This window comes from Nostoc sp. C110, from assembly GCF_043099725.1.
GTDB lineage: Bacteria > Cyanobacteriota > Cyanobacteriia > Cyanobacteriales > Nostocaceae > Nostoc > Nostoc muscorum_A.
The window spans coordinates 5,832,681-5,858,170 of record NZ_CP171148.1; the positions used below are offsets into that span (position 1 = coordinate 5,832,681).

At 39.8% G+C, this 25,490-nt stretch carries 25 protein-coding genes; 10 read left to right on the forward strand and 15 right to left on the reverse strand.

Going from position 1 to position 25,490, the window contains the following annotated elements:
• Positions 1–15 precede the first annotated feature (15 nt).
• Positions 16–1,191 carry an aminotransferase class V-fold PLP-dependent enzyme gene (locus ACFFRD_RS29905; protein ID WP_392479356.1) on the forward strand — a complete coding sequence of 392 codons (1,176 nt, stop codon included), beginning with the start codon at positions 16–18 and terminating at the stop codon, positions 1,189–1,191.
• Between the two features lies 1 nt (position 1,192).
• Here ACFFRD_RS29905 and ACFFRD_RS29910 read toward each other — a convergent pair whose 3' ends face one another.
• Complete coding sequence (locus tag ACFFRD_RS29910; RefSeq protein WP_392479358.1) at positions 1,193–1,975, reverse strand: hypothetical protein; 783 nt, start codon at positions 1,973–1,975, stop codon at positions 1,193–1,195.
• 226 nt (positions 1,976–2,201) lie between these two features.
• Here ACFFRD_RS29910 and ACFFRD_RS29915 point away from each other — a divergent pair, with 226 nt between their 5' ends.
• The 3 genes from ACFFRD_RS29915 (at position 2,202) to ACFFRD_RS29925 (ending at position 3,956) form a co-directional block, all read left to right on the forward strand.
• Positions 2,202–2,954: an AAA family ATPase gene (locus ACFFRD_RS29915; RefSeq protein ID WP_392479360.1), complete on the forward strand. Its 753-nt coding sequence runs from the start codon at positions 2,202–2,204 to the stop codon at positions 2,952–2,954.
• Complete coding sequence (locus ACFFRD_RS29920; RefSeq protein ID WP_392479361.1) at positions 2,920–3,468, forward strand: hypothetical protein; 549 nt, start codon at positions 2,920–2,922, stop codon at positions 3,466–3,468. The genes ACFFRD_RS29915 and ACFFRD_RS29920 overlap by 35 nt, the downstream gene beginning before the upstream one ends.
• Positions 3,469–3,650: 182 nt before the next feature.
• Positions 3,651–3,956: a hypothetical protein gene (locus ACFFRD_RS29925; protein WP_392479362.1), complete on the forward strand. Its 306-nt coding sequence runs from the start codon at positions 3,651–3,653 to the stop codon at positions 3,954–3,956.
• Between the two features lie 101 nt (positions 3,957–4,057).
• Here ACFFRD_RS29925 and ACFFRD_RS29930 read toward each other — a convergent pair whose 3' ends face one another.
• Positions 4,058–4,897, reverse strand: coding sequence for a M56 family metallopeptidase (locus ACFFRD_RS29930; protein ID WP_392483198.1), 840 nt, complete (start codon positions 4,895–4,897; stop codon positions 4,058–4,060).
• On the reverse strand, positions 4,897–5,316 hold the full coding sequence (locus ACFFRD_RS29935) for a BlaI/MecI/CopY family transcriptional regulator (RefSeq protein ID WP_190961904.1): 420 nt from the start codon (positions 5,314–5,316) through the stop codon (positions 4,897–4,899). The genes ACFFRD_RS29930 and ACFFRD_RS29935 overlap by 1 nt, the downstream gene beginning before the upstream one ends.
• Before the next feature lie 338 nt (positions 5,317–5,654).
• Here ACFFRD_RS29935 and ACFFRD_RS29940 point away from each other — a divergent pair, with 338 nt between their 5' ends.
• Positions 5,655–6,395, forward strand: a complete 741-nt coding sequence (locus tag ACFFRD_RS29940) for a 2-phosphosulfolactate phosphatase family protein (protein WP_392479363.1) — start codon at positions 5,655–5,657, stop codon at positions 6,393–6,395.
• Positions 6,396–6,471: 76 nt separating this feature from the next.
• Here ACFFRD_RS29940 and rfbD read toward each other — a convergent pair whose 3' ends face one another.
• The 11 genes from rfbD to ACFFRD_RS29995 form a co-directional block, all read right to left on the reverse strand.
• Positions 6,472–7,362: a dTDP-4-dehydrorhamnose reductase gene (gene rfbD / locus ACFFRD_RS29945; RefSeq protein ID WP_392479364.1), complete on the reverse strand. Its 891-nt coding sequence runs from the start codon at positions 7,360–7,362 to the stop codon at positions 6,472–6,474.
• 83 nt (positions 7,363–7,445) lie between these two features.
• Entirely contained in the window at positions 7,446–8,348 is a 903-nt protein-coding gene (locus ACFFRD_RS29950; protein WP_392483087.1) for an IS982 family transposase, read from the reverse strand.
• Positions 8,349–8,643: 295 nt separating this feature from the next.
• Complete coding sequence (gene rfbC, locus ACFFRD_RS29955; protein ID WP_392479365.1) at positions 8,644–9,189, reverse strand: dTDP-4-dehydrorhamnose 3,5-epimerase; 546 nt, start codon at positions 9,187–9,189, stop codon at positions 8,644–8,646.
• 118 nt (positions 9,190–9,307) lie between these two features.
• On the reverse strand, positions 9,308–10,384 hold the full coding sequence (locus tag ACFFRD_RS29960; RefSeq protein WP_392479366.1) for a glucose-1-phosphate thymidylyltransferase: 1,077 nt from the start codon (positions 10,382–10,384) through the stop codon (positions 9,308–9,310).
• A gap of 98 nt (positions 10,385–10,482) precedes the next feature.
• Positions 10,483–11,523 (reverse strand): glycosyltransferase family 4 protein, encoded by a 1,041-nt coding sequence (locus ACFFRD_RS29965; protein WP_392479368.1) that lies wholly within the window; start codon positions 11,521–11,523, stop codon positions 10,483–10,485.
• A 48-nt stretch (positions 11,524–11,571) separates the two neighbouring features.
• The gene (locus tag ACFFRD_RS29970) at positions 11,572–12,873 is read right to left on the reverse strand and encodes a glycosyltransferase family 4 protein (RefSeq protein WP_392479370.1); all 1,302 of its coding nucleotides are present in this window, start codon (positions 12,871–12,873) and stop codon (positions 11,572–11,574) included.
• Between the two features lie 138 nt (positions 12,874–13,011).
• A complete protein-coding gene (locus ACFFRD_RS29975) occupies positions 13,012–13,977 on the reverse strand; it encodes a GDP-mannose 4,6-dehydratase (protein WP_392479371.1) in 966 nt (321 codons plus the stop codon).
• A 43-nt stretch (positions 13,978–14,020) separates the two neighbouring features.
• Positions 14,021–17,752 (reverse strand): glycosyltransferase, encoded by a 3,732-nt coding sequence (locus ACFFRD_RS29980; RefSeq protein ID WP_392479373.1) that lies wholly within the window; start codon positions 17,750–17,752, stop codon positions 14,021–14,023.
• A gap of 26 nt (positions 17,753–17,778) precedes the next feature.
• Positions 17,779–19,026, reverse strand: coding sequence for a DUF268 domain-containing protein (locus tag ACFFRD_RS29985; protein ID WP_392479375.1), 1,248 nt, complete (start codon positions 19,024–19,026; stop codon positions 17,779–17,781).
• 204 nt (positions 19,027–19,230) lie between these two features.
• Positions 19,231–19,971 (reverse strand): ABC transporter ATP-binding protein, encoded by a 741-nt coding sequence (locus ACFFRD_RS29990; RefSeq protein WP_392479377.1) that lies wholly within the window; start codon positions 19,969–19,971, stop codon positions 19,231–19,233.
• A 4-nt stretch (positions 19,972–19,975) separates the two neighbouring features.
• Positions 19,976–20,782, reverse strand: coding sequence for an ABC transporter permease (locus tag ACFFRD_RS29995; protein ID WP_392479379.1), 807 nt, complete (start codon positions 20,780–20,782; stop codon positions 19,976–19,978).
• A gap of 246 nt (positions 20,783–21,028) precedes the next feature.
• On the opposite strand from ACFFRD_RS29995, the gene ACFFRD_RS30000 reads away from it, so the two are divergent.
• The 5 genes from ACFFRD_RS30000 to ACFFRD_RS30020 all read left to right on the forward strand — a co-directional run bounded on the left by ACFFRD_RS30000 (position 21,029) and on the right by ACFFRD_RS30020 (position 24,434).
• Positions 21,029–21,265: a hypothetical protein gene (locus ACFFRD_RS30000; protein ID WP_392479380.1), complete on the forward strand. Its 237-nt coding sequence runs from the start codon at positions 21,029–21,031 to the stop codon at positions 21,263–21,265.
• A gap of 128 nt (positions 21,266–21,393) precedes the next feature.
• Positions 21,394–21,582: a DUF2862 domain-containing protein gene (locus ACFFRD_RS30005; RefSeq protein WP_114082757.1), complete on the forward strand. Its 189-nt coding sequence runs from the start codon at positions 21,394–21,396 to the stop codon at positions 21,580–21,582.
• A 120-nt stretch (positions 21,583–21,702) separates the two neighbouring features.
• Entirely contained in the window at positions 21,703–22,803 is a 1,101-nt protein-coding gene (locus ACFFRD_RS30010; RefSeq protein ID WP_392479381.1) for an ArsA family ATPase, read from the forward strand.
• 192 nt (positions 22,804–22,995) lie between these two features.
• Positions 22,996–24,066: a chlorophyll synthase ChlG gene (chlG, locus tag ACFFRD_RS30015; RefSeq protein WP_392479383.1), complete on the forward strand. Its 1,071-nt coding sequence runs from the start codon at positions 22,996–22,998 to the stop codon at positions 24,064–24,066.
• Between the two features lie 80 nt (positions 24,067–24,146).
• The gene (locus ACFFRD_RS30020; protein ID WP_392479385.1) at positions 24,147–24,434 is read left to right on the forward strand and encodes a hypothetical protein; all 288 of its coding nucleotides are present in this window, start codon (positions 24,147–24,149) and stop codon (positions 24,432–24,434) included.
• An 87-nt stretch (positions 24,435–24,521) separates the two neighbouring features.
• Here ACFFRD_RS30020 and ACFFRD_RS30025 read toward each other — a convergent pair whose 3' ends face one another.
• Positions 24,522–25,475, reverse strand: a complete 954-nt coding sequence (locus tag ACFFRD_RS30025; RefSeq protein ID WP_392479387.1) for an alcohol dehydrogenase catalytic domain-containing protein — start codon at positions 25,473–25,475, stop codon at positions 24,522–24,524.
• Positions 25,476–25,490 lie beyond the last annotated feature (15 nt).

Here is a 25,490-nt window from a genome sequence, read left to right on the forward strand (position 1 = left end):
TTTGGATTTTAAATTTTGGATTCTAGATTATCCATCACAGACTTATGGTCGCTTGACTCGGCTGTGACTTTTCTGAATCATGGGTCTTTTGGTGCTTGTCCTAAACAAGTGCTGGAGTTTCAACAAAGATTGCGATCGCAGCTTGAACAAGAACCCCTACGCTTTTTTGGTAGGGAATGGGAACCTCTGCTAGACGATGCCAGAAGTAAGCTGGCGGCATTTGTAGGTGCTGATGTCCAGGATTTGGTATTTGTCCCCAATGCGACTACTGGCGTTAATTCGGTGTTAAGGTCGCTGACATTTTCACCAGAGGACGAAATACTTACAACTAACCACGAATATAATGCTTGCCGCAATGCACTTGATTTTATTGCCAGTCGCACTGGTGCGCGGGTGGTGGTGGCAAAAATTCCTTTCCCGATTGACTCGCCACAGCAAGTAATTGCAGCAGTAATTGAGCGAGTTTCACCAAAAACCCGATTAGTACTTTTGGATCATGTTACCAGTCAGACAGCGTTAATCTTCCCGATTCAAGAGTTGGTGAAGGAATTGCAACAACGGGGTGTAGATACATTGGTAGATGGGGCACATGCACCTGGAATGATTCCCCTCGATTTGCGAGAGATTGGCGCAACTTATTACACCGGGAATTGTCATAAATGGCTGTGTGCGCCCAAAGGGGCAGCATTTTTGTATGTGCGGCGAGATAAACAGTCAGAAATTCGTCCTCTGACAATTAGCCACGGGACAAATTCGCCACGCACTGATAAAACCCGGTTTCAGTTGGAATTTGACTGGACAGGTACAAACGATCCTACAGCTTATATGTCTGTACCAGAAGCGATCGCTTTTATGGGTTTGTTGCTACCTGGTGGGTGGACAGAATTGAGACAGCAAAATCATCAGCTAGTGTTGCAGGGAAGACAGCTAATTTGTGAAGCGTTAGAAGTGCAGCCGCTTTGTCCAGAGAAGATGATTGGTTCAATGGCAGTTGTGCCATTGCCTACGATTTTGGAAAACCGCGATTTCATGTCTATACATGATGAGTTGTTTGATAAGTTTGGTATTCAAGTGCAAGTGATGCCGTGGCAGGAAAAACCTCGGCTGTTGGTAAGGATTTCGGCGCAGATTTACAATACTTTAGAGCAGTATGAGTATTTGGCAAAGGTATTAAAGGGATTGTGCTGTTAATCTAGTTTAGGAAATTGGCGATCGCATTAAGGGTCTGTTCTGCACTCTTAGCAGTAAACATTGGGCCAGCAGCCAAATAAATATTCTTGTCAGATACCAAGTTTAAGACAATATTGTAGCTGGTTGAACTTGTGCCTGTTACTGTGTCAATTGCGACTGCATCCATATTCAGCCCTGATATTTCTGAAAGTTTAGCTTCAACTACTTCTTTACCGAACCAACCTTCACGTTTAATAGTTGCTTTGTCAAGGGTTTTATCGAAAATGCAAATAATTGTGCCATTCATCAGCATATAAATAATGCAAACAGCACCACTTGCAATCAAAAATAAACCTAGAGGATAAGTCCACAAACGACTATCTTCATGAATCGCTAATTTTGCTTCTCGTGAGTTTTTAAGATAGGCATTAATTTGTGCAGCCTTAGATTCCTTCTGAGTGCTGTTTGCATTTACTAAATCTATCGGAATTGAACCATTACTTGTCACAAGTACCAAGGGATAACTATTCCCAGCAGTCGTACTAGTGTCTAGTTTTGCACCTATCACCTCTTTGAGATTCCAAGTTTTAACTTGAGATTTTAAAATACTTTTGGTGATTAATTGGCAACTTTCTTGAGTAGGTTCAACCCGATTACAAGTAAATGTAGTTGTCTTTGCCAGTGTCGTTATCAACAAAATGCCTCCTGCTACAAAGAGTCCGCCAAAGAACCAGTAGAGGATGGCTGCTGGCTTAAGTTGTAGTTTTAATAATGTTGAAGTTTGCTCTAAGATTTTGAGTTTCATTGTTGTAACTGTAATCTTTACTCAAAGCAGCCTACACACAAAATTTAGATTTCCGTATCACAGATTGAAATGATTTAGTTTTAAATCTCGTGTTAAAAAGCTTTGTGGCTTGTCATGATATGGCAAAACCACACACCCAAGAACTAGATCGCAAAGACATTATCGGGCTAGTGCTATTCTTTTAGGTGATTGCACTTAAATTGCTGAAACTAGGATAACGCTTTACATGACTTCTGGAGCGCTGCCTGCCAATCCTTTTGTAGCTGCGGGGATGATTGAAGACCCCAGGCTGTTTGTTGGTCGTAAAGATGAATTACACGCGATCGCATCTCGGATGAAGGGCGATCAGCCTACAAGTATTAATATAGTTGGTGACAAGCACATTGGTAAATCTTCGTTGCTGCATTATTTCGTTCTGACTTGGCAGCAGCGAGTATTAAACAACAGCAGTAATTATGTGGTAATTTACCTACCGTTACGGGGTGTAGATTGCCAAACTGAAACGGGTTTCTATGAGGCTGTGGCTGAAGGTTTACTGAGTCACGTTCAAGGATGGCAACAACGCAGTCTGCAAAATTGTTGGAAGACTAAACCGCTTAATCGTCAAGCATTTTCAGATGCGGTTAAGCAATGGAAACAGCAAGGAAAGCTACCTGTTCTCTGTTTGGATGATTTTGAAAGCCTTTTGAAACATCCCGATAAATTCGATAATGGATTTTATGACAATTTGCGATCGCTGATGGATAGCAACGCCTTGATGCTAGTGGTGGCTTCGCGTAAAAAACTGGATGTTTATGCTAATGAGCATCGGTTTGTCTCTAGTTTTTTCAATATTGGTCACACTATTTCTTTGAAAGAACTAACTACAGATGAGGCTATTGAACTGTCGCGTTTGCCAAGTCGCTCTACAAATGGTGCAGCTTTGAGTATAGATGAACAGAGTCATGCCCAGGAATGGGGTAGTCGTCATCCTTTCTGAACTTGATGATTACTGGAGTGACTATCTAATTAACACCCGTGCTTTGCGAATGACTTACCTGCAAGAGTTAGAAGCCCGCGATTTGATTCAAAAGCCAGTAGAGAACTTCCGCGATATCTATGAACCAACTGCTGTAGATGAAATTATCCAACTTACTCGCTGTCAACCTTATCTCGTTCAGTTGGTGTGTTATGAGGTGGTGGAGTTGCTAAACCGCGATATCAGAAGAAACAGGCGAGAAGCAGATACAGCAAAAGCTACTGCACAAGATGTTAAAGAAGTTATACCTGTTGTGCTGGAGCGAGGCGATCAGTATTTTCGGGAATTATGGAAGAGTTTAACAGATAGCGATCGCTCTCTCCTGCGCCGGATAATCCACGGGGAAACTCCCACGCAGCAAGACAAAGGCGTTATCCGCAAACTAACGCGAAAAGAAATCTTGACTCAAGAAGGCAATGCTTTTCAAGTGCCTTTGGTGCAAAAATATATAGAACAGTTGCTAGAAGAAGAGTAATATAACAACCCTATAGTGGTTCTCGCTTGGGTGCAGTACATTTTTGACCTCTCTCCAAACCTCTCTCCTAAAAGGAGAGAGGCTTTGAATCTTACTCCCCTTCCCTTCAAGGGAAGGGGCTGGGGGTTAGGTCTGTATTCCATGCAATTGGGAACCGCTATATTCAAAATTTTCATCGTGATGTGGCAACCGACATCGCTACAGACATAACCAATGTCGCTACAGTCATGACGGAAGTTGCTACAGCCTGCGCGAAACACGAAAACGTCAAGGCGGAAGTCACTACAGGGAAGGCAGAAGTTGCTACAGCCTGCGCGAAACACGGAAACGTCAAGGCGGAAGTCACTACAGGGAAGCCGGAAGTTGCTACAGCCTGCGCGAAACACGGAAACGTCAAGGCAGAAGTTCCTACAGGGAAGCCGGAAGTTGCTACAGACACAACCGATGTCGATAACGTCGTAGCTTTGGGCTGTAGTGGCTTTTTATAGCAGTTGAAATATAGTTTAGAACATAAACCGATCGTAAAACCCCGGCATCAAGACACTTTCAAGCCTATTGCCTGTTCCCTATTCCCTGCTATAAATTCAACTTAACTATGAAATATCACAGTCAGTAAAGGTAAAAACGCCAACAGAAAGCCATGCCACGATTGCAATTTAGCTTCTGGGGTTGGTTCTGGTGGTGCTAATAGAGCTTCTACTCTTTGTTCTAAGCGATCTGCGCCAGAGGAACCTAATGCAGCACAGCAAATTTCCGATAAGACGGGGCCGCTACTAACTACCAATAAAAGTGATTCTGCTAGCACCAGAGGATCTACCTGCAATGCTGCATAACCATCGGCACGGAGTTCGCGCAAAGCTAACAGTTCTTCCCACAAAGGCTCTGTATTCGGTAACCATGCAGTGCAAGAACGCACCCAACCCAACCAGAAAAACCAGAACGTATCCCTATAATGGTGATGCCCTTGCTCATGGGCTAAGACGCTTTCTAAATGAGCGGGTGAGAGAGTTTGTACTAATCCTTGGCTAACCACTAATTCTGGTTGCCAAAAACCGATTTGACCTGCAAACAACGCGCCTGTTTGCAGCAGTCTGGCTCGTCTATCGCCAACATTCACTAAAGGACAGTTACGGGCAGATTCTACAGACTGCCAACCCTGGAAGGCAAGTTTAATGCATGAAATGGCAAAAAATGCCAAATAAATTAATGCTAGTAAATAGCTAATTGAGCCTGTATACATGCCGCCCATTTGCCCTTGAGGCCCCATGAACAGGACAGCGATCGCAGTCATGAAAATTAGCAAGGGCGGAAAGAGAAACAAAAATAGCGATCGCTGCCACCGCCGGCTCCAACTACCTTGATGTTGATTCCGAGAGGATCTTAACCACCAGGCAACTGCCAAAGCATTCAAAATCATTATCAGATGCATCATTCTTCCTCCCTGGCTTGGCGTGCAGATTGAATCCGTTTGGCGATCGCTGCTATTTGCTCACTAGCTGCTTCATCCAGACTATCAGCAAAGGCTGCAACAACATCGGGGTTCCCCACCGCTAGAAATCGCTGTAACTGCTCATGAGCTTTGATGACATCTGATTGCTGCTTACTCAGCATTGGCCGCCAATAGAATGCCCGCTCTTTTTTATCGCAGGCTAACCAACCTTTATCAGTGAGGCGACGTAAAACTGTGGTGACAGAAGTATAGGCTAATTCGCGGTTGGGATCGGTCAAAATGCGATCGTGTACATCCTTGACTGTGGCTGAACCAAGTTCCCAGATGATATTTAAAATTTCCGCTTCCAAGGGGCCTAAAGATAGTTGTTTAGGGCGGTAGTCGGGTAAAGGTGCCATAGCGATTTCGATTTGAGATTTTGGATAAGCGGAGTGGAGGTGAAAATTTCGGTTTTTGTTTGGCAAGGTTAGTCAGTATGTGTAGTGGTGCTAACTTGGAATGCCAAATACAGTTTTAGAAAGTCTGTTCTTGTTTTAGATTACAGGATAATGCAGTAAGTCTGAAAGTCTATAAGCATAAAAGTAGACTTTTTGAGTGTTTATTATATATTGAATGGGTTGCATAGTGCATTCTCATGCTAAAAAAATCCCTGAGAGTAATTGTAACTATAGTTAGTGTCACCAACTGGGTAGAATGTTATTTGCGGAAGTTGTATTAAAGCAGGTGTATCCAGCACGTGAAGCTATTTGTATACCACACTCCTGAATTGACTCCAACGGGTAAAGCGCCAGAATGTGCGATCGCAGTCGATGTTTTGCGGGCTACTAGCACAATAGCGACAGTTTTGGCAGCTGGAGGCGAAGCTGTACAAGTATTCAGCGATTTAGACAAGTTAGTTGAAGTTAGCGAAAAATGGCCCGCTGAAAAACGGCTGCGAGCTGGAGAACGCGGTGGCGCGAAAGTACCTGGCTTTGAGTTGGGTAACTCTCCCCTCGATTGCACACCAGAATTAGTGCAGGGGCGACGGTTGTTTATCAGTACCACAAATGGCACTCGTGCTTTACAACGGGTACAAGACTCCCCAAATCTCTTAGCAGCTGCCTTGATTAACCGGGCGGCGGTAGTGCAATTTCTCCTAGAAAAACAACCAGAGACAGTGTGGATTGTCGGTTCCGGTTGGGAAGGTAGTTTTTCTTTAGAGGATACAGTTTGTGCGGGTGCGATCGCTCATAGCATTTTACAACAAACACAGTTGTCACCAGAAGAACTAGCTGGTAACGATGAAGTGGCTGGTGCGATCGCTCTTTACTCTCAGTGGCAAGATAACTTATTAGGATTATTCCACCAAGCTAGTCACGGACAACGATTGTTGCGTCTTGACTGTCTAGATGATTTAAAATATTGTTCCCAAACTGATATTTTAGATGTTTTGCCCATACAACATGAAACGGGAGTATTAAAAAGTCAAAAGAAATAGGGAATAGGTAATGAAGAAGGGAATAGGGTACAGGTTACAGATTATTTTCTATTACCTGTCACCTGTCACCTCTTCCCTAATCTTTATGCCCAATTTTAAAATCTGTGAGCATTTGTCGAAGTCTTTGTCGCCAATGAGGGGCATAAGTCCCTAGAATTGCAGAAATTTTCCCACAAGCAAGCACAGAATAGGCTGGGCGACTGGCTGGTGTTGGATATTCGGCAGTTGTAATGGGGACAATACGTTCAACTTTCAAAGGGAAGCCTAGCTGTTGGGCTTCTTCAAAAATGGCAACTGCAAAGTCATACCAGCTAGCAACGCCGCTATTAGTATAGTGATAAGTGCCACTAATTTCTGGGGTTAACTGGGGAATAGTCTGGGCGATGACTGTGGCTATATCTTGCGCCCAAGTCGGGCTACCAATTTGATCGGCAACAACACGAAGTTCTTGGCGTTCTGCACCTAGTCGCAGCATAGTTTTGACAAAATTACTTTTGCCAAAGGTTCCATAAACCCAAGCAGTACGGAGGATGAGGTGATGGGCGCAGGCTTCCCGAATTGCTTCTTCTCCAGCAAGTTTGGTTTTACCATAAACACTCAAGGGATTAGTTGCATCGGTTTCCTGGTAAGGGCGATAGCCATTACCATCAAAAACATAATCCGTCGAAACATGAATTAGAAAAGCTCCTAATTTTTGGCTTTCTTGGGCAATAATTAGGGGTGCGGTAGCATTAATAGCGCTAGCAAGTTCGGGTTCGCTTTCGGCTTTGTCTACAGCAGTGTAAGCAGCAGCATTAATAATGATTTGCGGCTGCTTTTCTCTGATAAAGTTGCGGAGGTTATCGGGTTGGGCAAGGTCTACTATTGGGCGTGCTACTGAGGTAACATCGCCATAGCTTGAGAGGATTTGTTCTAGTTCCTTACCCACTTGACCGTTGCTACCAATCAGCAAAATTGATTTAGTCATTTGTCATTTGTCATTTGTCATTTGTCCAAGAGAATCTACGCCCACTCTTTAACGTGGTTTGAATTAACGTGAGTTCGACAGAACTAAAAAATAGCAGGAGGCAATGCAGGTAAGTCTTTTGGGTAAATGTCAATAGATGGTTTTTTGGGCAAATAGGTATAAGCAGTAAGCCCTGCCATCAAATTAACCAAAAAGTTAAATGGACTACGATGGCGAGAGTGTTCTATTTGACATATATTTTTCAAATGGTCATTGACGGACTCAATGACAGCACGTTTGCGTAACAGAATTTTATCAATCAGTTTTACCAAGCGATTTTTCATTTTCTTTTTAGATTTTGTGACTAATTGCAACCCTCGCTCATATAACTCCTCAAATAATTTTTGAGAGATGTATCCTCTGTCACCAAAGAGTTTACCAATCAAGTCCTTAGTCATATCTGGGACTGGTTTTCGGTCATCTACATTTGCTGGGGTTAGTGAAAATGCGAGTAATTCTCCACAATCATTAATAATTAAATGAAGCTTGAATCCAAAGTGCCAACCCACAGAATTTTTCCCCCATTTCACCAACCCTTTAAATACCTTGTGAGAATGTGCTCTACAGTTGTGACAAACATTAATTGGGGTGGAATCAATAAAGCTAATCCCTGTAATTTCTCCTGTACGTGTATGTAAAAAACAACATAACAGCATTAAACACCAGGGCATCAGTTCCACAAACCGAGTGTAGCTGACCAGATTTGGAAATGCTTCACGCCAACTTGTCAGCACATGCATGGTATAGAATTCTTTGAAAGTCTTATATCCACTGCCATGAAATGCAATGACTATTGTCATCACCTCTGATAGATGCATTCGGGAAGTGCTGCGCCTTTCTCCTGTTGTCGATGGCAACTGTGGTACTTGCTGCCAGAGATTTTCCCACTGGTTACAGAAATCATCTACGTCGCAGAAAATTTGCGTGATGTCGAGGCGAGATATCATGGTAGACATAGCCGAGACCCTGATTTTTGTTAGATATTATTAGTCTCGGCATTTTTTTGTGACTTTTTTGCTGATTCTCAATCAATTGTAGCGATCGCTTGGCCCTGTCCAGTTGAGCAAATTCATATCTAGCAATCTTTTTGGGCTTTCCTATCCGTCGAACTCACGTTGAATTAGTTTGATGAAAGACAAAGTTTTTCCACACACTATAAAAGTAAGCTTAGGGTATAGCAAGAGGCTGGGTATCTGACAAAATCCAATGACCAATGACCAATGACCAATGACCAATGACTACTTAATCAAATACTTCAGCAGTTCTCAAAGGTTTCCCGGCTTGGTCTTTAGCTGATAAAATCGGTGGCGCACTCAGGGGCCAATCTATTGCTAAATCTGGATCGTTCCATAGAATTGTGCGATCGCTTTGGGGCGCGTAATAATCTGTAGTTTTGTAGAGAACTTCAGCTATTTCTGAAAGTACGAGGAAGCCGTGAGCAAAGCCTAATGGTATCCACAATATGCGTTTGTTCTCAGCGCTGAGTTCTGAACCTACCCATTTACCAAAGGTAGGAGAGCTTTTTCTAATATCTACAGCTACGTCAAAAATAGTACCAACAACAGCACGGATGAGTTTACCTTGGGGTTGTTGGATTTGATAGTGCAATCCACGTAGAACGTTTTGTTTAGAGCAAGAATGGTTATCTTGGACGAAGTTCGTAACAATCCCTATCTCTTGAGCAAATTTTTGGTGGTTGTAAGCTTCAAAAAAGAAACCGCGATCGTCTGCAAATACTTGGGGTTCAATTTGCAGAACTTCAGGAATCTTGGTATTTACAATGCTCATTAATATTATTTATCGGATGTGCCGCAGTATTTTGATTGTTAGATGAATTTCGCATTCATATTTTACAGGCACTGTGTTCCAACTTTAATGGTGGCTTGTCCTATTTTTAATAAGTGAATTAGGTCAGTTCAATTTGACAGTCATCGCCAATCAAAAATCGCAAGGCTTTGGGGCGAGGAGGTGCAAGACTCAATTGCGCTCTTTGTCCAATCACACTATCAATAATGCGCTGATGGATTCCGGCAATTTTTGCACCTTCTAAAATCACACTGTGTTCTAAATCAGTATCAATGAGTGTGACGTTGTTAGCAATACTACTATAAGGGCCAATAAAACAGTTTTCTAAATGACAATCGCTACCAATGACTACTGGCCCCCGAATTGTGCAGTTAATTACTTTAGATTTTGCACCAATTTTTACTCGTCCAATAATCTGACTTTGAGAATCAATTTCGCCCATAACTGATGCTGTCAGATAGGTATCGAGAATCAATCGGTTAGCTTCTAACAAGTCATCTTTTTTGCCAGTATCTAGCCACCAGCCTTTGAGATTGTGGGCTACAACCTGCTTTTCCTGATTAATCAGGTGTTGAATAGCATCAGTTATTTCCAGTTCGCCTCTGGCAGAAGGTTGGATATTTGCGATCGCATCATAAATCAGGTGAGAAAAGAAATAAACCCCTACCAATGCCAGATTTGAAGGAGGAACTTTGGGTTTTTCAATTAACTGTAATACCCGTCCTGTATCATCTACTTCAGCTACACCAAAGGCGCTAGGGTTAGCAACCGAACGTAAGAGAATCAGAGCATCTGGCTGTTGTTGGCTAAATTGTTGTAGAAAGTAACGTAACTCACCTAGTTGAATCAGGTTATCGCCCAAGTACATGACAAAGGGAGAATCACCTAAAAAAGGATGAGCTACTTGGACGGCGTGAGCAAGTCCAAGTGGCTTATCTTGTACGATGTAGGTGATGTTTGCTCCAAAGTTTTCTCCATTTCCGGTTTTCCCTTGGACTTCTGCCCCGGTTTCTGGACTGATGATGATGCCAATATCAGTAATACTAGCCGCGACCATTTCTTCGATGCCATACCATAAAACAGGTTTGTTAGCAACTGGTACAAGTTGTTTTGCCCCGCTATAAGTGAGGGGACGTAAGCGTGTACCTTTACCGCCAGAAAGAATTAATGCTTTCATCAGGATTTAGGATTAATTACAAGTCATTAGTCAAGATAATCTGAAATCTTGACAAAATCCCAAATCATTGCATTTAAATTCTGGCGATAGTTTATCTTTTATATGTAACGGGATAATACTTCGGCGGTTGCTTTTCCTGTTTTTTCCCAACTGAATTGTTGAGAGTGAGTGATACTTTGACTAGAAAGGTGCGATCGCAACTCCGAATCATTTGCAATAGACTGCATCGCTTCTGTAATTTCTCCGGTGTTGTAGGGATTGATCAGAATCGCCGCATCGCCAGCCACTTCAGGTAAAGAGGAGAGATTGGAGGTAATGACGGGAGTGCCACAAGCCATTGCTTCCAGAACCGGTAAACCAAAGCCTTCCCAGAGACTGGGGAAAACCAGAGCGATCGCTTGATTGATGATTTTTGGCAATTCGCTGTAAGGAACATAGTCAAGAAACTTCACCTGATTAGTTACACCCAATTCTGCAACTTGCACTTTTAAAGTCGGGGTGTAACGCGAATCAATTGGCCCTACTAACCATAGTTCATAGTCTTTGCAGTTAGATAACGCCGCAAAAGCACTGATGAGTCGCTGGATGTTTTTGTATGGGTCTTGGCGACCAATGTAGAGAAAATAGTTGCTAGTGGGGAGGTTGAGAGGAAGGAAGTGAGTGCGATCGTGCGCCAAAGGAATCGCAGTAATTTTACTGGCGGGAATTTCGTAAAAATCGGTGATATCTTTAGCCGTAGTCTGGGAGATACAAATAATGTGTTGTGCTTGCTTAAGGACTTGGGGAGTGTAGTAGCGGTGATAGGCTGTGAGTGGTGAGAAGCGTTTAGCAAAACGCAATGGTATCATATCAAAAGATGTGACAACAAAACGACAACTACTATAAAGAGGTGCTTCTGGTAGCGGGGAGAATAAAAGACTTGATTTAAAGTTTTTATATATTTGTGGTAGTTGAAATTGTGTCCAGAGTAGGCGGTTAAAATGACCTTTTGTGCCGTAATCTGATGTTAATTTTGATGAAATTTCATAGTATTTATAGTCAGGAATTGACTGTGGAGTTAATAATGTCAGTTTTAGAGATTGCAGATTTGCAATAATATTTAAAGCGTAGGTTGTGATACCTGTGGGTTTATTAGACAAAAAAGATAGATTGACCAGCAAATTTTTAAGCTTTTATTTAAACTGAATTTAATTATACAAACAAGAGAGAAACTCTTCAGCAGATTCTTGCCATGAGAATGGTACATACTCATTTCTGATGCGCTCTACCAAATTGTTATAGTAAATCTCTGAATCAAGTAGCTCTTTTAAAGCTTCATACAGTTCTGTTGGTTGATTAGGAGAGAAATATCTACAAAAATCGCCTCCTACTTCAGGTAAAGAACCACCATTGCTGGCAATTACAGGTTTACAGTGTTGAAGTGCTTCTACCACAGGTAATCCAAATCCTTCATAAAAGGAGGCTTGAACTAAACAGTAACAATTTTGATAGAGAAAATCTAATTGAGCATCAGTCACTGAACCTAGTATTTGTATGAGCTTGCCATACATTTCATTAGATTCTATAAAATTATCAGTTTCTGAGTCCCAACCTTTATTACCTGCAAAAACTAAAAATACATCATCATGACTAGAATTTATCAATAAATCAAAGGCTGCAATGATGGTTTTAATATTTTTATGAGGCACTAAGCTTCCAACTACTAAAATATATTTTTTATTGAGTAATTGCTGTAACTTTACATCATGCTTATTATTTTCTTCACTTAGCAACAACTCATGTTTATAATAGTTACCGCCCAAACGAAAACTTTGAATAATTTGTGAATTATTATTAGTTAACAATCCTTGAATTCTCGCATTACTATAATCTTCGGCACTCTTCTTAGAGATACATAATACCTTATCGAATAAAATTGAATAATCGCTGTAGAATTTTGTAAAAGCTTTAGTAAATCTCTTGGAAGCAAACTCTGGAAATTTTATTGGAATGAGGTCATAACATATAACTACAATAGTAACTTTATGCCTTTTTAAAAGTTGTAAAAATCGGTAGTAAGTTTTAGGTAAATCCCAATTAGCATCAGCTATAACATAAATATCTTCTGGCTCGATTATAGAACCTTCAAATTCAAGAAAAACTTTTTTATTATTTTCTGAATTCGAATCGAACAAATTAATCAAATTTAATATATATAAAAAATTCATAAATTTATTTTTCAACTTCAAAAGTAGAGATTGAATTTTTATATTTATTTTGGTTAGAGCAAGATATTTGTTCACCTTGACTAAATGGTCATATTGCTGTTGATTAAGATTAGTCACACTCCTGATAAAAATACCGTCAAACATAACTACTACAATTTCTATATCTGTACGATTCGAGCTTATTTTCAATAATTCAGAAGTTAGTTCTCGAACTACTCGATGAATTCCAGTATTTTTATATGTATGTTTTACAGTGTGCGTACAATCTATAAATATCTTCATTATAAAACCTTGTATTTAAAAAAATTACCTAAGAAAATCTAGAACTCAAAAACTCATTAGTTACATTCTTAGGTAAGCTATTTTACTTTTTTCTTAGTTTCAATTTAATGGTTATTTATAATTAAGAAGGTAAATGAACTAACTGCTTAATTTCTTAAGGTCATAATCAACCATTAACTCGACTAATTGATTAAAAGAGTATTGAGGTTGCCAACCTATTCCCATTTTAATTTTATCAATGCAACCAACTAACTGCACTGATTCATCAGCGCGATAAAAAGCGGGATCAACCGAGACATAATCTTGCCAATTAAGCCCCACGCAGTCAAAAGCACACTCAACAAGTTCTTTAACAGAGTACGTTTCACCACTTGCAATGAGGTAGTCATCGGGTTGTTCCTGCTGCAACATCAGCCACATAGCGTAGACAGCATCTTTGGCGTAGCACCAGTCACGACGGGCATCTAAGTTGCCTAATTTTAATTCATTTACCAAACCTAATTTAATTTGGGCAACTGCGTGCGTGATTTTGCGAAATACAAATTCTGTCCCACGTCGAGGCGATTCGTGAGTATAAGTAATACCACAACAGTTGTAAAGGTTGTATTTCTGCCGATAGTTGACAGTCATCCAATGAGCATAAGCTTTGGCAACACCATAAGGATTCCGGGGACGAAAGGCAGTGCGTTCGGTTTGAGGCGATTCGTCGGGTTGACCAAAAACTTCACTACTGGATGCTTGATAGAATCTGGCATCAGGTTTGCAGCGACGAATAGATTCTAAAAGGCGAGAGACACCAAGGGCTGTATATTCAGCAGTCAGAGCAGGTTGTGTCCAAGAAAGAGGAACGTAACTTTGAGAGGCGAGATTATAAATTTCGTCAGGTTGACATTCGCTCACTACATCCATGAGGGATGATTGATCGAGGAGGTCGCCGGATACGATTTGAATGTCGCCATAAAGGTGGGTGATACGCTCTAGATTACTGGTGCTAGAACGGCGGACTAGACCAAAGACTTGGTAGCCTTTTGCTATGAGTAGTTCGGCAAGATATGAACCATCCTGTCCGGTTAAGCCGGTGATTAGAGCTTTTTTTGTTGTCATGCTCACTTTTTTTACAATATTTTTATTCTCTGTAAATACTGAATTATAGCATTGTTACTTTTGGTTTAATACCAACTAAAACTGGATAGAGTCCTAACGATAAAACTCTAAATTCTAGTATAGATGTTGTATCTATAATAAACTTTAGTTTTGTTTTTTCTTTCTTTAATATATCTCTTAAAGTAAGTTCTTTTTTGGCTATAACTAGCGCACCAGAATTAGTAGAAATATCTGCGATCGCTACAACTAAATCTAGATTATTTTTATATATTTCTTCATAATCAGAATCAGAGGCAAATATCTCAAATTCAACTAAATATTTACCTTTGTAATAAGAATCGTAAGGACCAAAGATTGCAAATCCTTGTCCATCATCAGGATTTGCAATCACAAAATACTCTTGTTTGATTTCAATTATTGAACCAATACCATGAAAAATTACCTCATTTTTAATTTTTTGGTTTTCCAGGTAAAACTCTTGCATTTGCTTAATTAGACTTCTATCTACAAGATCGATTTCCTTCACTTTTTTAGCTGTTACCCACCAAACAAAGCAATTTTGCGGATCTTGATTAATTGCATTTTCAGTATCTTCTTGATATAAATTTATTTCTAAACAAGGTTCAATATATTTGCCAAATAAATTAGGTGGGATTCCTAACAAGTCTGTTGGAATCAAACCATATGAATCTTTAATTTCAAAACCTGCAATCCGTAAAAGCTCACACGCTTGTTGAAAACTTAGTTCATGTATGTGTTCTGGTTGCTTCCATCCATACCTATTAGTAACAGTATAATTTGGACTATCAAGTACAAAAGTCCCATTTGATTTAAGTACTCTATTTACTTCTAACAGGAAAGTTACCTGCGATTCCCAAGATATATGTTCAATAAATTGACCAGCAAATACTAAGTCAAAGCTTTGCGACTCTATTAAGCTTAGATCATCCCCATTATGTTGAATCCAAGTTACATTATTTGGTAAACCTAGTGGTTTTGGATTTAAATCTATACCAGTGTGATTTTCAATAGAGTAAGGGTAAAACTTATCGAACCACTCGAAGTACCAATTTCCAGCACATCCAATGCTTAATATTTCTTTAGCTTGTGGTATCTTTGCAAGACAAATAGAGCGACGTTCGTGCAAAAAATCATTAAAGTTAAAGTTCAGTTTTTTTCGCACACAAGTCAGTATTTCTGTAGCAGTGTTATTTAGATTAAGAACTTCAACTACTTGCTGTTCTTGCTTATACGAATTATCAATAACTCTAGCAAAATTAGTAAGTATTTTTGTGGATGCATTGGGTATAACTTTAGCTAATTCACGTCCTACATAGTCAGCAAGTTTTTTACTTTTCGCTTGAGGTGAAGAAAGTACTTGCTGGATAAGCTCTGTGTATAAATTAGCGCATTTATCTGGACAATGTTCCTTAGCAATATACTTGTACGCATTTTCGCTTAGGGATTTTCTGTAGTCTAAGTTTTGAGTTAGTAAAATAAGAGATTTCAATATCTCTTCTACTTCATCACTTTGTCCAGGATGGGGTATTTTGAACACCACATCATTGGGAAAATCAGAGAAGGAACCGATATCTGTAACAATAGTAGGCTTACCAACAGACAAAATTCGCAGAAGTGATGCAGAGCTTTCTCCGTTGAAAGGAAATCTTAAGTTGAGGCATATATCTGATACTTCTATATAACGGTAAAAGTCCGGCATCTTGACATAGCCAGTAACTTTTACTTGACCTTGTAAACTTAGTTTTTTAATTTCATTTTCTATATTAATTGTACCAAGGTAATCAGTACCACCCACAAATACCAAGTATGCATTAGGTTGAGTTACAAGATACTTCTTAAATGCATAAAGAATTTCTACCGGGCGTTTAGTACTACTTATAAATCCAAAGGTTGAAATTATAATTTTATCGTTAGGAATACCTAACTTTTGACGCTCATCTTTAACAGACTTTTTCCCAATAGTAAACTTGGGTACTGGCTGGGGTATATGAACAATACAGTCATTGTCATTAGTAAATTCTTTAATAGCACAGTTGTAAGCCCATTTGCTGTGCAATATCACTCCTAGAGAACGTGTAAAAATCCTTCTATTTATATAAATATCTGCTTGAGATAACTTTTCATGAATATTCAATTCTCCTCTTTTCAAAAGTTGTAATATTTCTACGGCTCTATCTTTTCCATAATTGTGTTCTAGTTCTTTATAAAATTTAATGCCAAGCTCTGGACAACCAGCTTCCATATAATTAATTAGTCCTCCCAAGTAATAGTCATGTAACACGGATATTCCAGAATATCTCATTAATTGGGAGTACATATAAGAATGGTAACTACTATTCCCTATCTGGTAAATAATACCTTCGTATACTTGAGATTTTGATCTTTCTTCAAATTCACTATGGGAAAATAAGTTATTACTGATGTTAATATCGGGCAAATAACTATCATCATGGTATAAATCAAGGTTAATATGTTTTCCCAATGATGGTAACAAGTCCCGACTATAGTCTGCTATACCAGATTTAGCTGGTGGGAATGGGCTAAAAAAAGCAATTTGTGGCTTTTGATTAACTGAAATAGATACTTTATTTAATAGCTGATGCTCTTGAAACACATCAAGCATATTTTTAGCAACAGATTCCCAAGAAAATTTTGCTGATTGCTGAAGTGCATCCTCTGAGATTTTTGTTCTAAGGTTCTCATCAGATAAAACTTTTTGCATGATCCCAGCCATATCAGAAGGTGAGTATGGATCAAACAGTAATTCATCAGAACCTAAAATTTCTGGCAAAGATGAGCTATTACTTGCAATCGATGGTGCGCCACATGAAATAGCCTCAAGTAGCGGTAAACCAAAACCTTCATAAAAAGAAGGAAAAACGAATAGAGAGCAGGTTGAGTATAAAGCTCTTAGTTCTTCATCTGTAACATAATTGGTTAATATTATAGATTTATTAATTCCTAATTTTGTCCCCAAGCTAGTTATTTCTTTACTAAAATGCTCAGAAACTTTGCAAGCAACTACTAACTGGTAACATTCCTGCAAATTCTTGGGTAAGGCAGAAAAAGCAGTGACTAGCCCTTCAATGTTCTTTCGCCAATCTTCGCCTCCCGTATAAAGAACAAATTTTTTGTAAATACCAAACTTCTTTGCAAAAGTATCGAGCCAAGCTTGGTGTTCATGAGCAGGAATGGGAGTAAAAAAAGCAGAAACACCACCCGAAACGTTTAAAACTCTTTCAGGGGGTATATCGAGGAATTTAATTACATCTTGGCGGGTAGCTTCAGAAATTGCGAATATAAAATCAGCATTTTGTATATTTTTTAAGCGCTTCATGTAGAGTGAGCGCATATTTAACTCATTTAAGTATCTATCAGAAAAGATGAGAGGTATTAAATCATAGCAGATGACAAAAACTTTTTTAGGAAAATCGCTATAGTTAGGGATTGTGCATTCTAAACCCTCCATCGGGCTAGGTATAAATATTACATCAATATCTGATGCCATTAAAACAGTTTTTAACAGTAGTTCATTTATGTCGCAACTACCAATGTATGGGTAATCTAAAGAATTATACTGAAAGTAATTCTCATCGATATCTGGAGATAGTAGATTACTATTCGTATATAGCTGGTAACTCAGAGTATTCTGCTGTCCAAAGAGAGCTTCTATTACAGATTGTGTATAACGACCAATACCTCTATTTCTAGAATTATTTGTTTGCAGAGCTTGAAGATCAATAGCTATTTTCATACTGCGTAAATTTGAGATTTAATTTTTTATACAAGGTTTTTTTTACATACCAACATAGCTACTGCGCCAGGAAGGTAATTATCTGGATTATGTTCTTTTTCCGATGCTTCTAATTCATTTTCAGTGATAACCCAAGTAAAATCATCCTTACGTACTCCATAGGATATTTGAACTATCCTGAAATCCTGAATTAGTTTTTGTAGTGATTCTTGGTTATATATTCGATGTACTGGTGTTAAAGCTTTTTTACCATAGGGAACTGTAAGGATAAAACTACCTTCTGGTTTTAAAAGTAGACTAATCTGTTGAACAGCTTTAACATCATAATTTTCCCCCGTTTTATCTCCATACCATCCTAAGCCAATATGTTCCAAAGTTGATAAAGCAATAACACAATCAAAACTAGCTGGCGCTAATACAGGGTTGCAGATATCAGTTTTAACAAACTTCAAATTGGGATGAAATAAAGCTATGGGGCGAATGTCTATCGCTGTAACTGAATAATTAAAACTAGCTAACTCATACGAAAGGAGACTCTCGGCAGCCCCAACATCCAAGACTGTTATACTGCTTGATTCATACAAACGGGCAAGAGATTGTAAAACAAAGGTCTTCTCGAATATTCTCTCATTAGTTCCTGCCCAATAAGCTTCGCCATTTTCGTTATAGCCCACAATTGTTGGTTCATTGAACCATAAACCACTCGCAATTTTAGATTCTTCATTAGAAGAGGCTTGGTTCGTTACGCTGCTGTCACCTTCTAATTCAGTAGAAATTTGCTCTATTTTCTGTTCAAGTTGAGAAAGCTGTTCTATTTTCTGTTCAAGTTGAGAAAGCTGTTCTATTTTCTGTTCGAGATGAGAAAGCTGTTCTACTTTCTGCTCAAGCTGAGAAAGCTGTTCTACTTTCTGCTCAAGCTGAGAAAACTTCTTATTTACCTCCTTATCACTTGTAGAATATTCATCACTTTTTTGGATTAAATTGTATAAAAGTTGTCTAACAGCAGAATTAAAATAAACTTGTCTTTTCAAAATAGGCCATGCTATTTTCTTTAAAATATTTTTTAGCCATTTACGAATAGTATTTGTATATATCTTATTAAAAAATAATAAATAGTTACCATCAATTTCTGTAACGTAACTATTATTTATTAGTTGATGAGGTAGATTTATTGTTTTGCTTGATTCATTTTCCTCATTTCCAGCCGGGCGATCAAACCTAACAGATTGTTGATAAACATCATTAATACGCTCTAGTATTTTTTCGTAATCCATCTGATTCTCCTGAAATTTATCATCAATCATTCTTCACAAAAGAATACATTTTTGTTTATTAGTAAATTTTATTAAAAGTCTAACTAGATATTTATCTAAGTCTATCTAATCATATAGTCGTCCAATTCACGTAGTTCACCAAATAATTTTCCTTAAGGCAGAATTTCTACTGATAAGTAAATAATTAATATTAGATAATTTACATTATATTTTACTTACTGAATTTAAATAGTAGTCAGTAGTTTCATCCGCGTTTCCCATAAAACGCACTTTTCCTTGATCTAACCAAATTCCTCTAACACAAGACTGTTTGATAAATTTTAAATCATGAGAAACTACTAATACAGTAGCGTTCTGATTCCAAAATTGATCAATTCTTCGCTTACACTTGTTTTTGAAACTTTCATCTCCTACCGACAATACTTCATCCAATATCAAAATATCCGGCTGTATATCGGTGGCGATCGCAAACCCTAATCGTGCTACCATCCCAGAAGATAATCCCTTCACTGGTACTAATGCATAATCTTCTAACTCTGCAAACTCTAATATTGAAAGCGTTCTTTTCCGCATTTCTGTTCGAGAATATCCTAGTAATACGCCATACAGCAAAATATTATCCATCACAGAAATTTCTGCATCAAACCCCGCTCCAAGTTCAATCAATGGAGCAATTTGACCGCGTACTCGCACCAAACCGCTGGTAGGTTGCAAAATCCCAGAAATTATCTTTAATAGTGTTGATTTACCAGAGCCATTTGCCCCTATAATACCTATTTTTTCACCTCTTTCAACAACTAAATCAATTTCATTTAGCACCTGTTTTTTCGCAGGCTGGTGATATTTTCCCTCTAAAACAGATAGGAGTGTTTTCTTTAGGTCATAAGAAAACTCTTCTTGTGTCCGTCGCCACAGCGAAACTCGATCTAGGCGAATTACTTCCATGTATTTACAGCAAATCCATAAATTGATGCCGCCACAGGTGAAAACAAACCCATCCCAGTGACAAAATAATTATGCCACTGAGCAAGGCTCCCCAAATTAAACTTAAATCTGGTAGCACTCCCGATAGTGTAATTTGACGGATACTTTCTATAATTGGTGATAAAGGATTTAACCCTAAAAATGCTTTTACTGCTTTTGGAACAATATCTGGCGGATAAAACACAGGACTACTGATCCAAATTACAAATATAATTAACTCATAAAAATAAGGTAAATCTCTAAAAAATACATATAAAGCGCTTACCAAAAAACCAATTCCTGTACAAACCAAAACCAGTGCTATAAATGGAAACAGCAACGCCAGCACATTTACTAAACTTTTGGATTTTACAAAAGTTATAATTCCTAACAATGGCAACACCCCGACGGCAAACTGAAATACATTTGCTGCAATCATTGATATTGGAAAAATACTGACTGGCAGACGAATTTTATTTAAAAGTGAGCCATTGGCCACTACGCTACTCAAAGCCTGAAAAGTCGAAGCTGAAAAAAAGTTGATTACCACTAGCCCTGTAAATGCTGCTAATACATAGTTTGGTATTGAGTTATTGTAATACGACGAAAACGTTGTCCCAAAAATCGCAGTGTATAGCCCGGTCATAATCAACGGGTTCAAGAGTGACCAATAAACCCCCAGAAATGAACCCCGATAACGCACTTTAAGATTTCGTGCTACCAAGACGTGCAGCAATTCCCAGTAGCGCCACACTTGCAACCAAGTTGAATTACTTTTAACCGAAAGCTTCATCCTTACACACCGCTACAGATCATAGCTAAATTATTCGCAGATCTTATACTATTGGTGGCTACTTTACCGCATTACTTTAACAATAAAAACTTTATTTTAAAAAGCATTATTATTAAACACACAAGTTACTAGTTACCATTTTTATACTCTTAATCACATCTTATCCAGGCAAGACCAATGAATTTATCAATTGGTTCCTAGAACTATCTACCACAAATAATTAGGCTGTTTGTACCATATAATTGCTTGATAGTCAAGAAAAATGCTTTGATTCGGATGTCTGTTCATGGGACGATCGAAGCGCTACTATATCTAGCAAAGTCGTGCGATCGCAGCCGTTCTTGTGACAACCGTAATTGTGCTGTCGGTGTCTATTGTTGCCCTAGAATAGCAATTTTATCTGAAACTACGCGATCGCTTTTAAGTGTTTTTGAGCAAAACCAGACAAACATTGAGTATGTACCTGTTTGGTTGTCGATTTAATTTTAAGCTGTTAAGTCAGGAGTTAGGATTTATTCTTTCTTAATCTCTCCCCCATCTCCACTGAATTTATGAGAGCAGAGTCACGGATTCCGCTACACTGAGACTGGTTTGTTGCATTGTAATCAGGCATGGAAATCGGACAAAAGGTTAAAGTGTTTCGTTTGCGCGATCGCGTTTCTCCCCCAATTGTAAAAAAACTAGGACAAGTGGGTATCATTCAAGGCTACAAAGTCATTGATAGTGGGATCGGTGTAGTAGTGCTGTTTGAGGACAATACTTCCACTTGGTTTTTTGAAGATGAAATTAAACCTGTGTAGTAATAAAGAACTCAGATCGGAGTTTTTCTCGGTATCTGAAATTTCCAGCACAGGTTGAGAATCTTTATTGAGTGCTAAGTTGGAATTGAAAAGATCGGCGGTGAAAATAGGAATCAAGTAATGGCTCTAATATTGACATTTTTGGGCAAAGGCGGCACCGCTCGTACCAAAATTGCGATCGCCGCCGCCAAATTATTGGCAAGTCAAGGCAAGCGCGTACTCCTAGCAGGACAAGCAGAACCAACATTGTCAATCCTGTTGGGTACTACCATTGCTGCCGACCCTCAAGAAATCGCTCCCAAATTACAGGCGGTACAGTTTCAAGCATCTGTACTGCTTGAGCGCAACTGGGACGAAGTGAAAAAACTGGAGGCACAATATCTCCGCACGCCCATCTTCAAAGACGTTTTTGGTCAAGAACTGGTAGTATTGCCAGGGATGGACAATGCCCTAGCTCTCAATGCTATCCGCGAATATGATGCCAGTGGCAAATATGATGCGATCATCTACGATGGCACGGGTGACTCTTTAACGTTGCGAATGTTGGGTTTGCCAGAATCTCTCAGTTGGTATGTTCGGCGATTTCGGCAATTATTTGTCAACTCCGATTTGGGTAAGACTATTACTGAATCGCCCTTAATCCAACCGCTAATTAGCAGCTTTTTCAATATCAACTGGACAGCAGATAACTTTGCAGGGCCTACCAACCAAGTCAATAATTTCTTGGAAAAAGGGAGAGCTGCTCTTGCCGATCCGAAGCGTCTTGCTGCTTTCTTAGTGACCACAGGAGATCCAATTGACGTAGCAAATGCTCGTTATTTATGGGGTAGCGCTCAACAAATTGGTTTAACTGTCGGTGGTGTTCTGCTTGTGTCTCCTGAGACAAACGTCAATCTGCCAGAGGAATTTATACCCCTACCTGTCAGCGTTGTTCCCGACTCGCTAACAGGTGACTGGCAAACACTGATAGACGCACTACCCAACTTTGAAGCACAAGCTTTACAGGCTCCTAAACCAATTGAAATAGACATCCACAATCGTCAAGTACGCTTATTCTTGCCAGGATTTGACAAAAAGCAAGTCAAACTCACCCAATATGGGCCAGAAGTGACGGTAGAAGCAGGAGACCAGCGACGGAATATTCCCCTACCCCCGGCTCTGAGTGGCAGACCCGTTGCTGGAGCAAAGTTTCAGAATAATTATTTGATAATTTCGTTTTAAGTTATGGGAATGGGGCATGGGGAATGGGGCATGGGGAATAGGGAATAGGGAATAGGGAATAGGGAAGAAACTTAATCCCAATGCCCAATGCCCAGTGCCCAATGCCCAATGACGGCAGTTGCTCCACTTGGGGAGACCCCAAGACCGCACTGCCTCCCCAATGCCCAATGCCTAATTAATTCAGTAAAAATTATGTCAGAATCAACTCCCATTACCCCAGACCCTAACCCATCTGAGGCATTAGACTCAGTGGTAAATAATCCCAATGAGCAAGCGATGGCTTTGCCAACGCCAGGGGCGATCGCATCCGCCGATCGCAATGCGAAAACTAGGCAGTTGCTGGGGATGAAAGGTGCAGCTGCTGGGGAAACTTCAATTTGGAAAATTCGTTTGCAGCTAATGAAGCCGATTACCTGGATTCCCCTAATTTGGGGCGTAGTCTGTGGTGCGGCTTCTTCGGGTAACTATACTTGGACACTGGAAAATGTGTTGAAAGTATTAACCTGTATGCTGCTGGCTGGGCCATTGATGACGGGTTACACCCAAATCCTTAACGATTACTACGATCGCGAAATCGATGCCATCAATGAACCCTATCGCCCGATTCCCTCTGGGGCAATTCCCCTACCCCAGGTAATTATTCAGATTTGGGTATTACTGATTGCTGGCTATGGTTTGGCGTTTGTGCTGGATGTGTGGTCTGGTCATGAATTCCCAACAATTACAGCGATCGCAATTATCGGTTCTTTCATCGCCTATATTTATTCTGCACCTCCCCTGAAACTCAAGCAAAACGGCTGGCTAGGCAGCTATGCCTTGGGTGCAAGTTACATTACCCTACCTTGGTCTACAGGACACGCTTTGTTTGGCGATCTCAATTCCACAATTATAATTTTGACAATGTTCTACAGCTTGGCTGGATTGGGCATTGCCATTGTCAATGACTTTAAGAGTGTAGAAGGCGATCGCCAGCTAGGATTAAATTCATTACCCGTAATGTTTGGTATCACCACTGCGGCATGGATTTGTGTAGTGACAATTGATGTATTTCAAGGATTGATCGCAGCTTATCTTGTCAGCATCCATGAAAATTTGTATGCAACGATACTAGTACTGTTAATCATCCCGCAAATCACCTTGCAAGATATGTATTTCTTGCGCGATCCTGTGAAGAATGATGTTAAGTACCAAGCCAGCGCCCAACCTTTTCTTGTGCTAGGAATGCTAGTAACAGGTTTAGCTCTTGGTCATGCTGGTATTTAAATACTTCTATAGTCGGAAGTTAGGAATTAGGAATTAGGAGTTAATATACTTCTAATTCCTAATTTGTATCAGGACATACTGTGTTAGAAGTGATATTTTTCGTCCTTCATGGGATTCAACCTTTGTTAATCCCAATATGCTTTATCACTGCTTGGACTCTAACTATTCTCGTTGTTATGAGTCTCTGGACGGCGGCGCGAGATAGTGTGACTACAGCCAAGCAAATGCATCAAATCCCCTGTACTGGTTGCCAATTTTTTACTGACAATTACCGTCTTAAATGTACTGTACGCCCATCTATTGCCAATACAGAAGAAGCGATCAATTGTCTTGACTATCAACCGAAGACTAATCCTTATCTATATTAGGGATTGAGGACTGGGGAAAATGATGGAGACAAGGGCAAAAGGGCAATAACCCATACCCAATGACAAATGACAAATGACAAATAACTATTAACCAATTTCCAGCAATATTTTTAAAACACCGCGACTCTGGGCGTGTTCAAAAGCTGCAAGCCCTTCAATGAGGGGGTAAGTGGCATGAATCAGGGGTTGTACGTCAATTTGTCCTGTGGCTAGTAGCTGGAGGGCTGGAGTAAAGGGGCCACAACGGGAGCCGATGAGGGTGATTTCATCCACTACTAAAGAAGAAACATCTAAGCTGAGGTTGCCAGCATAAGTACTTTTAAGTACAAGCGTACCACGGGGACGGAGGGCGCGGCGGGCGATCGCAAATCCTTCTGGGTTGCCAGTACATTCTACGGAAATATCGAAATATCCATCTTTTACAGCTTCAGCTAAACCAGTTTTAATTCCCCGTGCCTCTAAGTTGGCAAGTTTCTCTTGATGTCGCCCCACAGCCAAGAGTTCGCAGCCAGTTAAAGCTAGTGTCTGGGCTACCAACTGCCCTAGTTTGCCATCTCCAACCACTAGCACCCTGTCGTTTGGATGCAATGGTACTTGCTGCTGAATTTCCAAAGCTGCTGCTATAGGTTCGGTAAATGTTGCTACTTCTGTTGGCACATTATCGGGTACTAAATGCAGGTTTTCCACCGGCAAACAGAGATATTCACCAAAGGCTCCATTCCGATTGACAATACCTAAAACTGTGCGATTTTCGCAGTGAGTTGGTTGTCCACTGATACAAAATCGACAATGCCCACACACAGCATTTATTTCTCCAACTACACGTTGGTTAACTAAGTGTTCTGGCCCTTTTTCAACCACGCCGACAAATTCATGCCCCAAAATACCAGTGTAAGGATAGTAGCCTCTGAGTAGTTCCAAATCAGTGTTACAGATACCCGCACGCAAGACGCGTACCAAAGCTTCTCCCTCTGGCGGTTCAGGAATTGGAATATCTGTACGTAGTTGCAACTGATTATTTTCGAGCCAAAGTCCTTTCATTTTTCTTCACACTAT

What these genes read in the sequence shown, in the direction of transcription:
- ACFFRD_RS29970 (WP_392479370.1), bottom strand. Translation starts at nt 12,873, where the DNA reads ATGAAGATATTTATAGATTGTACGCACACTGTAAAACATACATATAAA.
- ACFFRD_RS29990 (WP_392479377.1), bottom strand. Translation starts at nt 19,971, where the DNA reads ATGGAAGTAATTCGCCTAGATCGAGTTTCGCTGTGGCGACGGACACAA.
- ACFFRD_RS30010 (WP_392479381.1), top strand. Translation starts at nt 21,703, where the DNA reads ATGGCTCTAATATTGACATTTTTGGGCAAAGGCGGCACCGCTCGTACC.
- ACFFRD_RS29975 (WP_392479371.1), bottom strand. Translation starts at nt 13,977, where the DNA reads ATGACAACAAAAAAAGCTCTAATCACCGGCTTAACCGGACAGGATGGT.
- ACFFRD_RS29930 (WP_392483198.1), bottom strand. Translation starts at nt 4,897, where the DNA reads ATGCATCTGATAATGATTTTGAATGCTTTGGCAGTTGCCTGGTGGTTA.
- rfbC (WP_392479365.1), bottom strand. Translation starts at nt 9,189, where the DNA reads ATGAGCATTGTAAATACCAAGATTCCTGAAGTTCTGCAAATTGAACCC.
- ACFFRD_RS29980 (WP_392479373.1), bottom strand. Translation starts at nt 17,752, where the DNA reads ATGAAAATAGCTATTGATCTTCAAGCTCTGCAAACAAATAATTCTAGA.
- chlG (WP_392479383.1), top strand. Translation starts at nt 22,996, where the DNA reads ATGTCAGAATCAACTCCCATTACCCCAGACCCTAACCCATCTGAGGCA.
- ACFFRD_RS29910 (WP_392479358.1), bottom strand. Translation starts at nt 1,975, where the DNA reads ATGAAACTCAAAATCTTAGAGCAAACTTCAACATTATTAAAACTACAA.
- ACFFRD_RS29920 (WP_392479361.1), top strand. Translation starts at nt 2,920, where the DNA reads ATGCCCAGGAATGGGGTAGTCGTCATCCTTTCTGAACTTGATGATTAC.
- ACFFRD_RS30025 (WP_392479387.1), bottom strand. Translation starts at nt 25,475, where the DNA reads ATGAAAGGACTTTGGCTCGAAAATAATCAGTTGCAACTACGTACAGAT.
- ACFFRD_RS30005 (WP_114082757.1), top strand. Translation starts at nt 21,394, where the DNA reads ATGGAAATCGGACAAAAGGTTAAAGTGTTTCGTTTGCGCGATCGCGTT.
- ACFFRD_RS29960 (WP_392479366.1), bottom strand. Translation starts at nt 10,384, where the DNA reads ATGAAAGCATTAATTCTTTCTGGCGGTAAAGGTACACGCTTACGTCCC.
- ACFFRD_RS29995 (WP_392479379.1), bottom strand. Translation starts at nt 20,782, where the DNA reads ATGAAGCTTTCGGTTAAAAGTAATTCAACTTGGTTGCAAGTGTGGCGC.
- ACFFRD_RS29950 (WP_392483087.1), bottom strand. Translation starts at nt 8,348, where the DNA reads ATGATATCTCGCCTCGACATCACGCAAATTTTCTGCGACGTAGATGAT.
- ACFFRD_RS29915 (WP_392479360.1), top strand. Translation starts at nt 2,202, where the DNA reads ATGACTTCTGGAGCGCTGCCTGCCAATCCTTTTGTAGCTGCGGGGATG.
- ACFFRD_RS29985 (WP_392479375.1), bottom strand. Translation starts at nt 19,026, where the DNA reads ATGGATTACGAAAAAATACTAGAGCGTATTAATGATGTTTATCAACAA.
- rfbD (WP_392479364.1), bottom strand. Translation starts at nt 7,362, where the DNA reads ATGACTAAATCAATTTTGCTGATTGGTAGCAACGGTCAAGTGGGTAAG.
- ACFFRD_RS29935 (WP_190961904.1), bottom strand. Translation starts at nt 5,316, where the DNA reads ATGGCACCTTTACCCGACTACCGCCCTAAACAACTATCTTTAGGCCCC.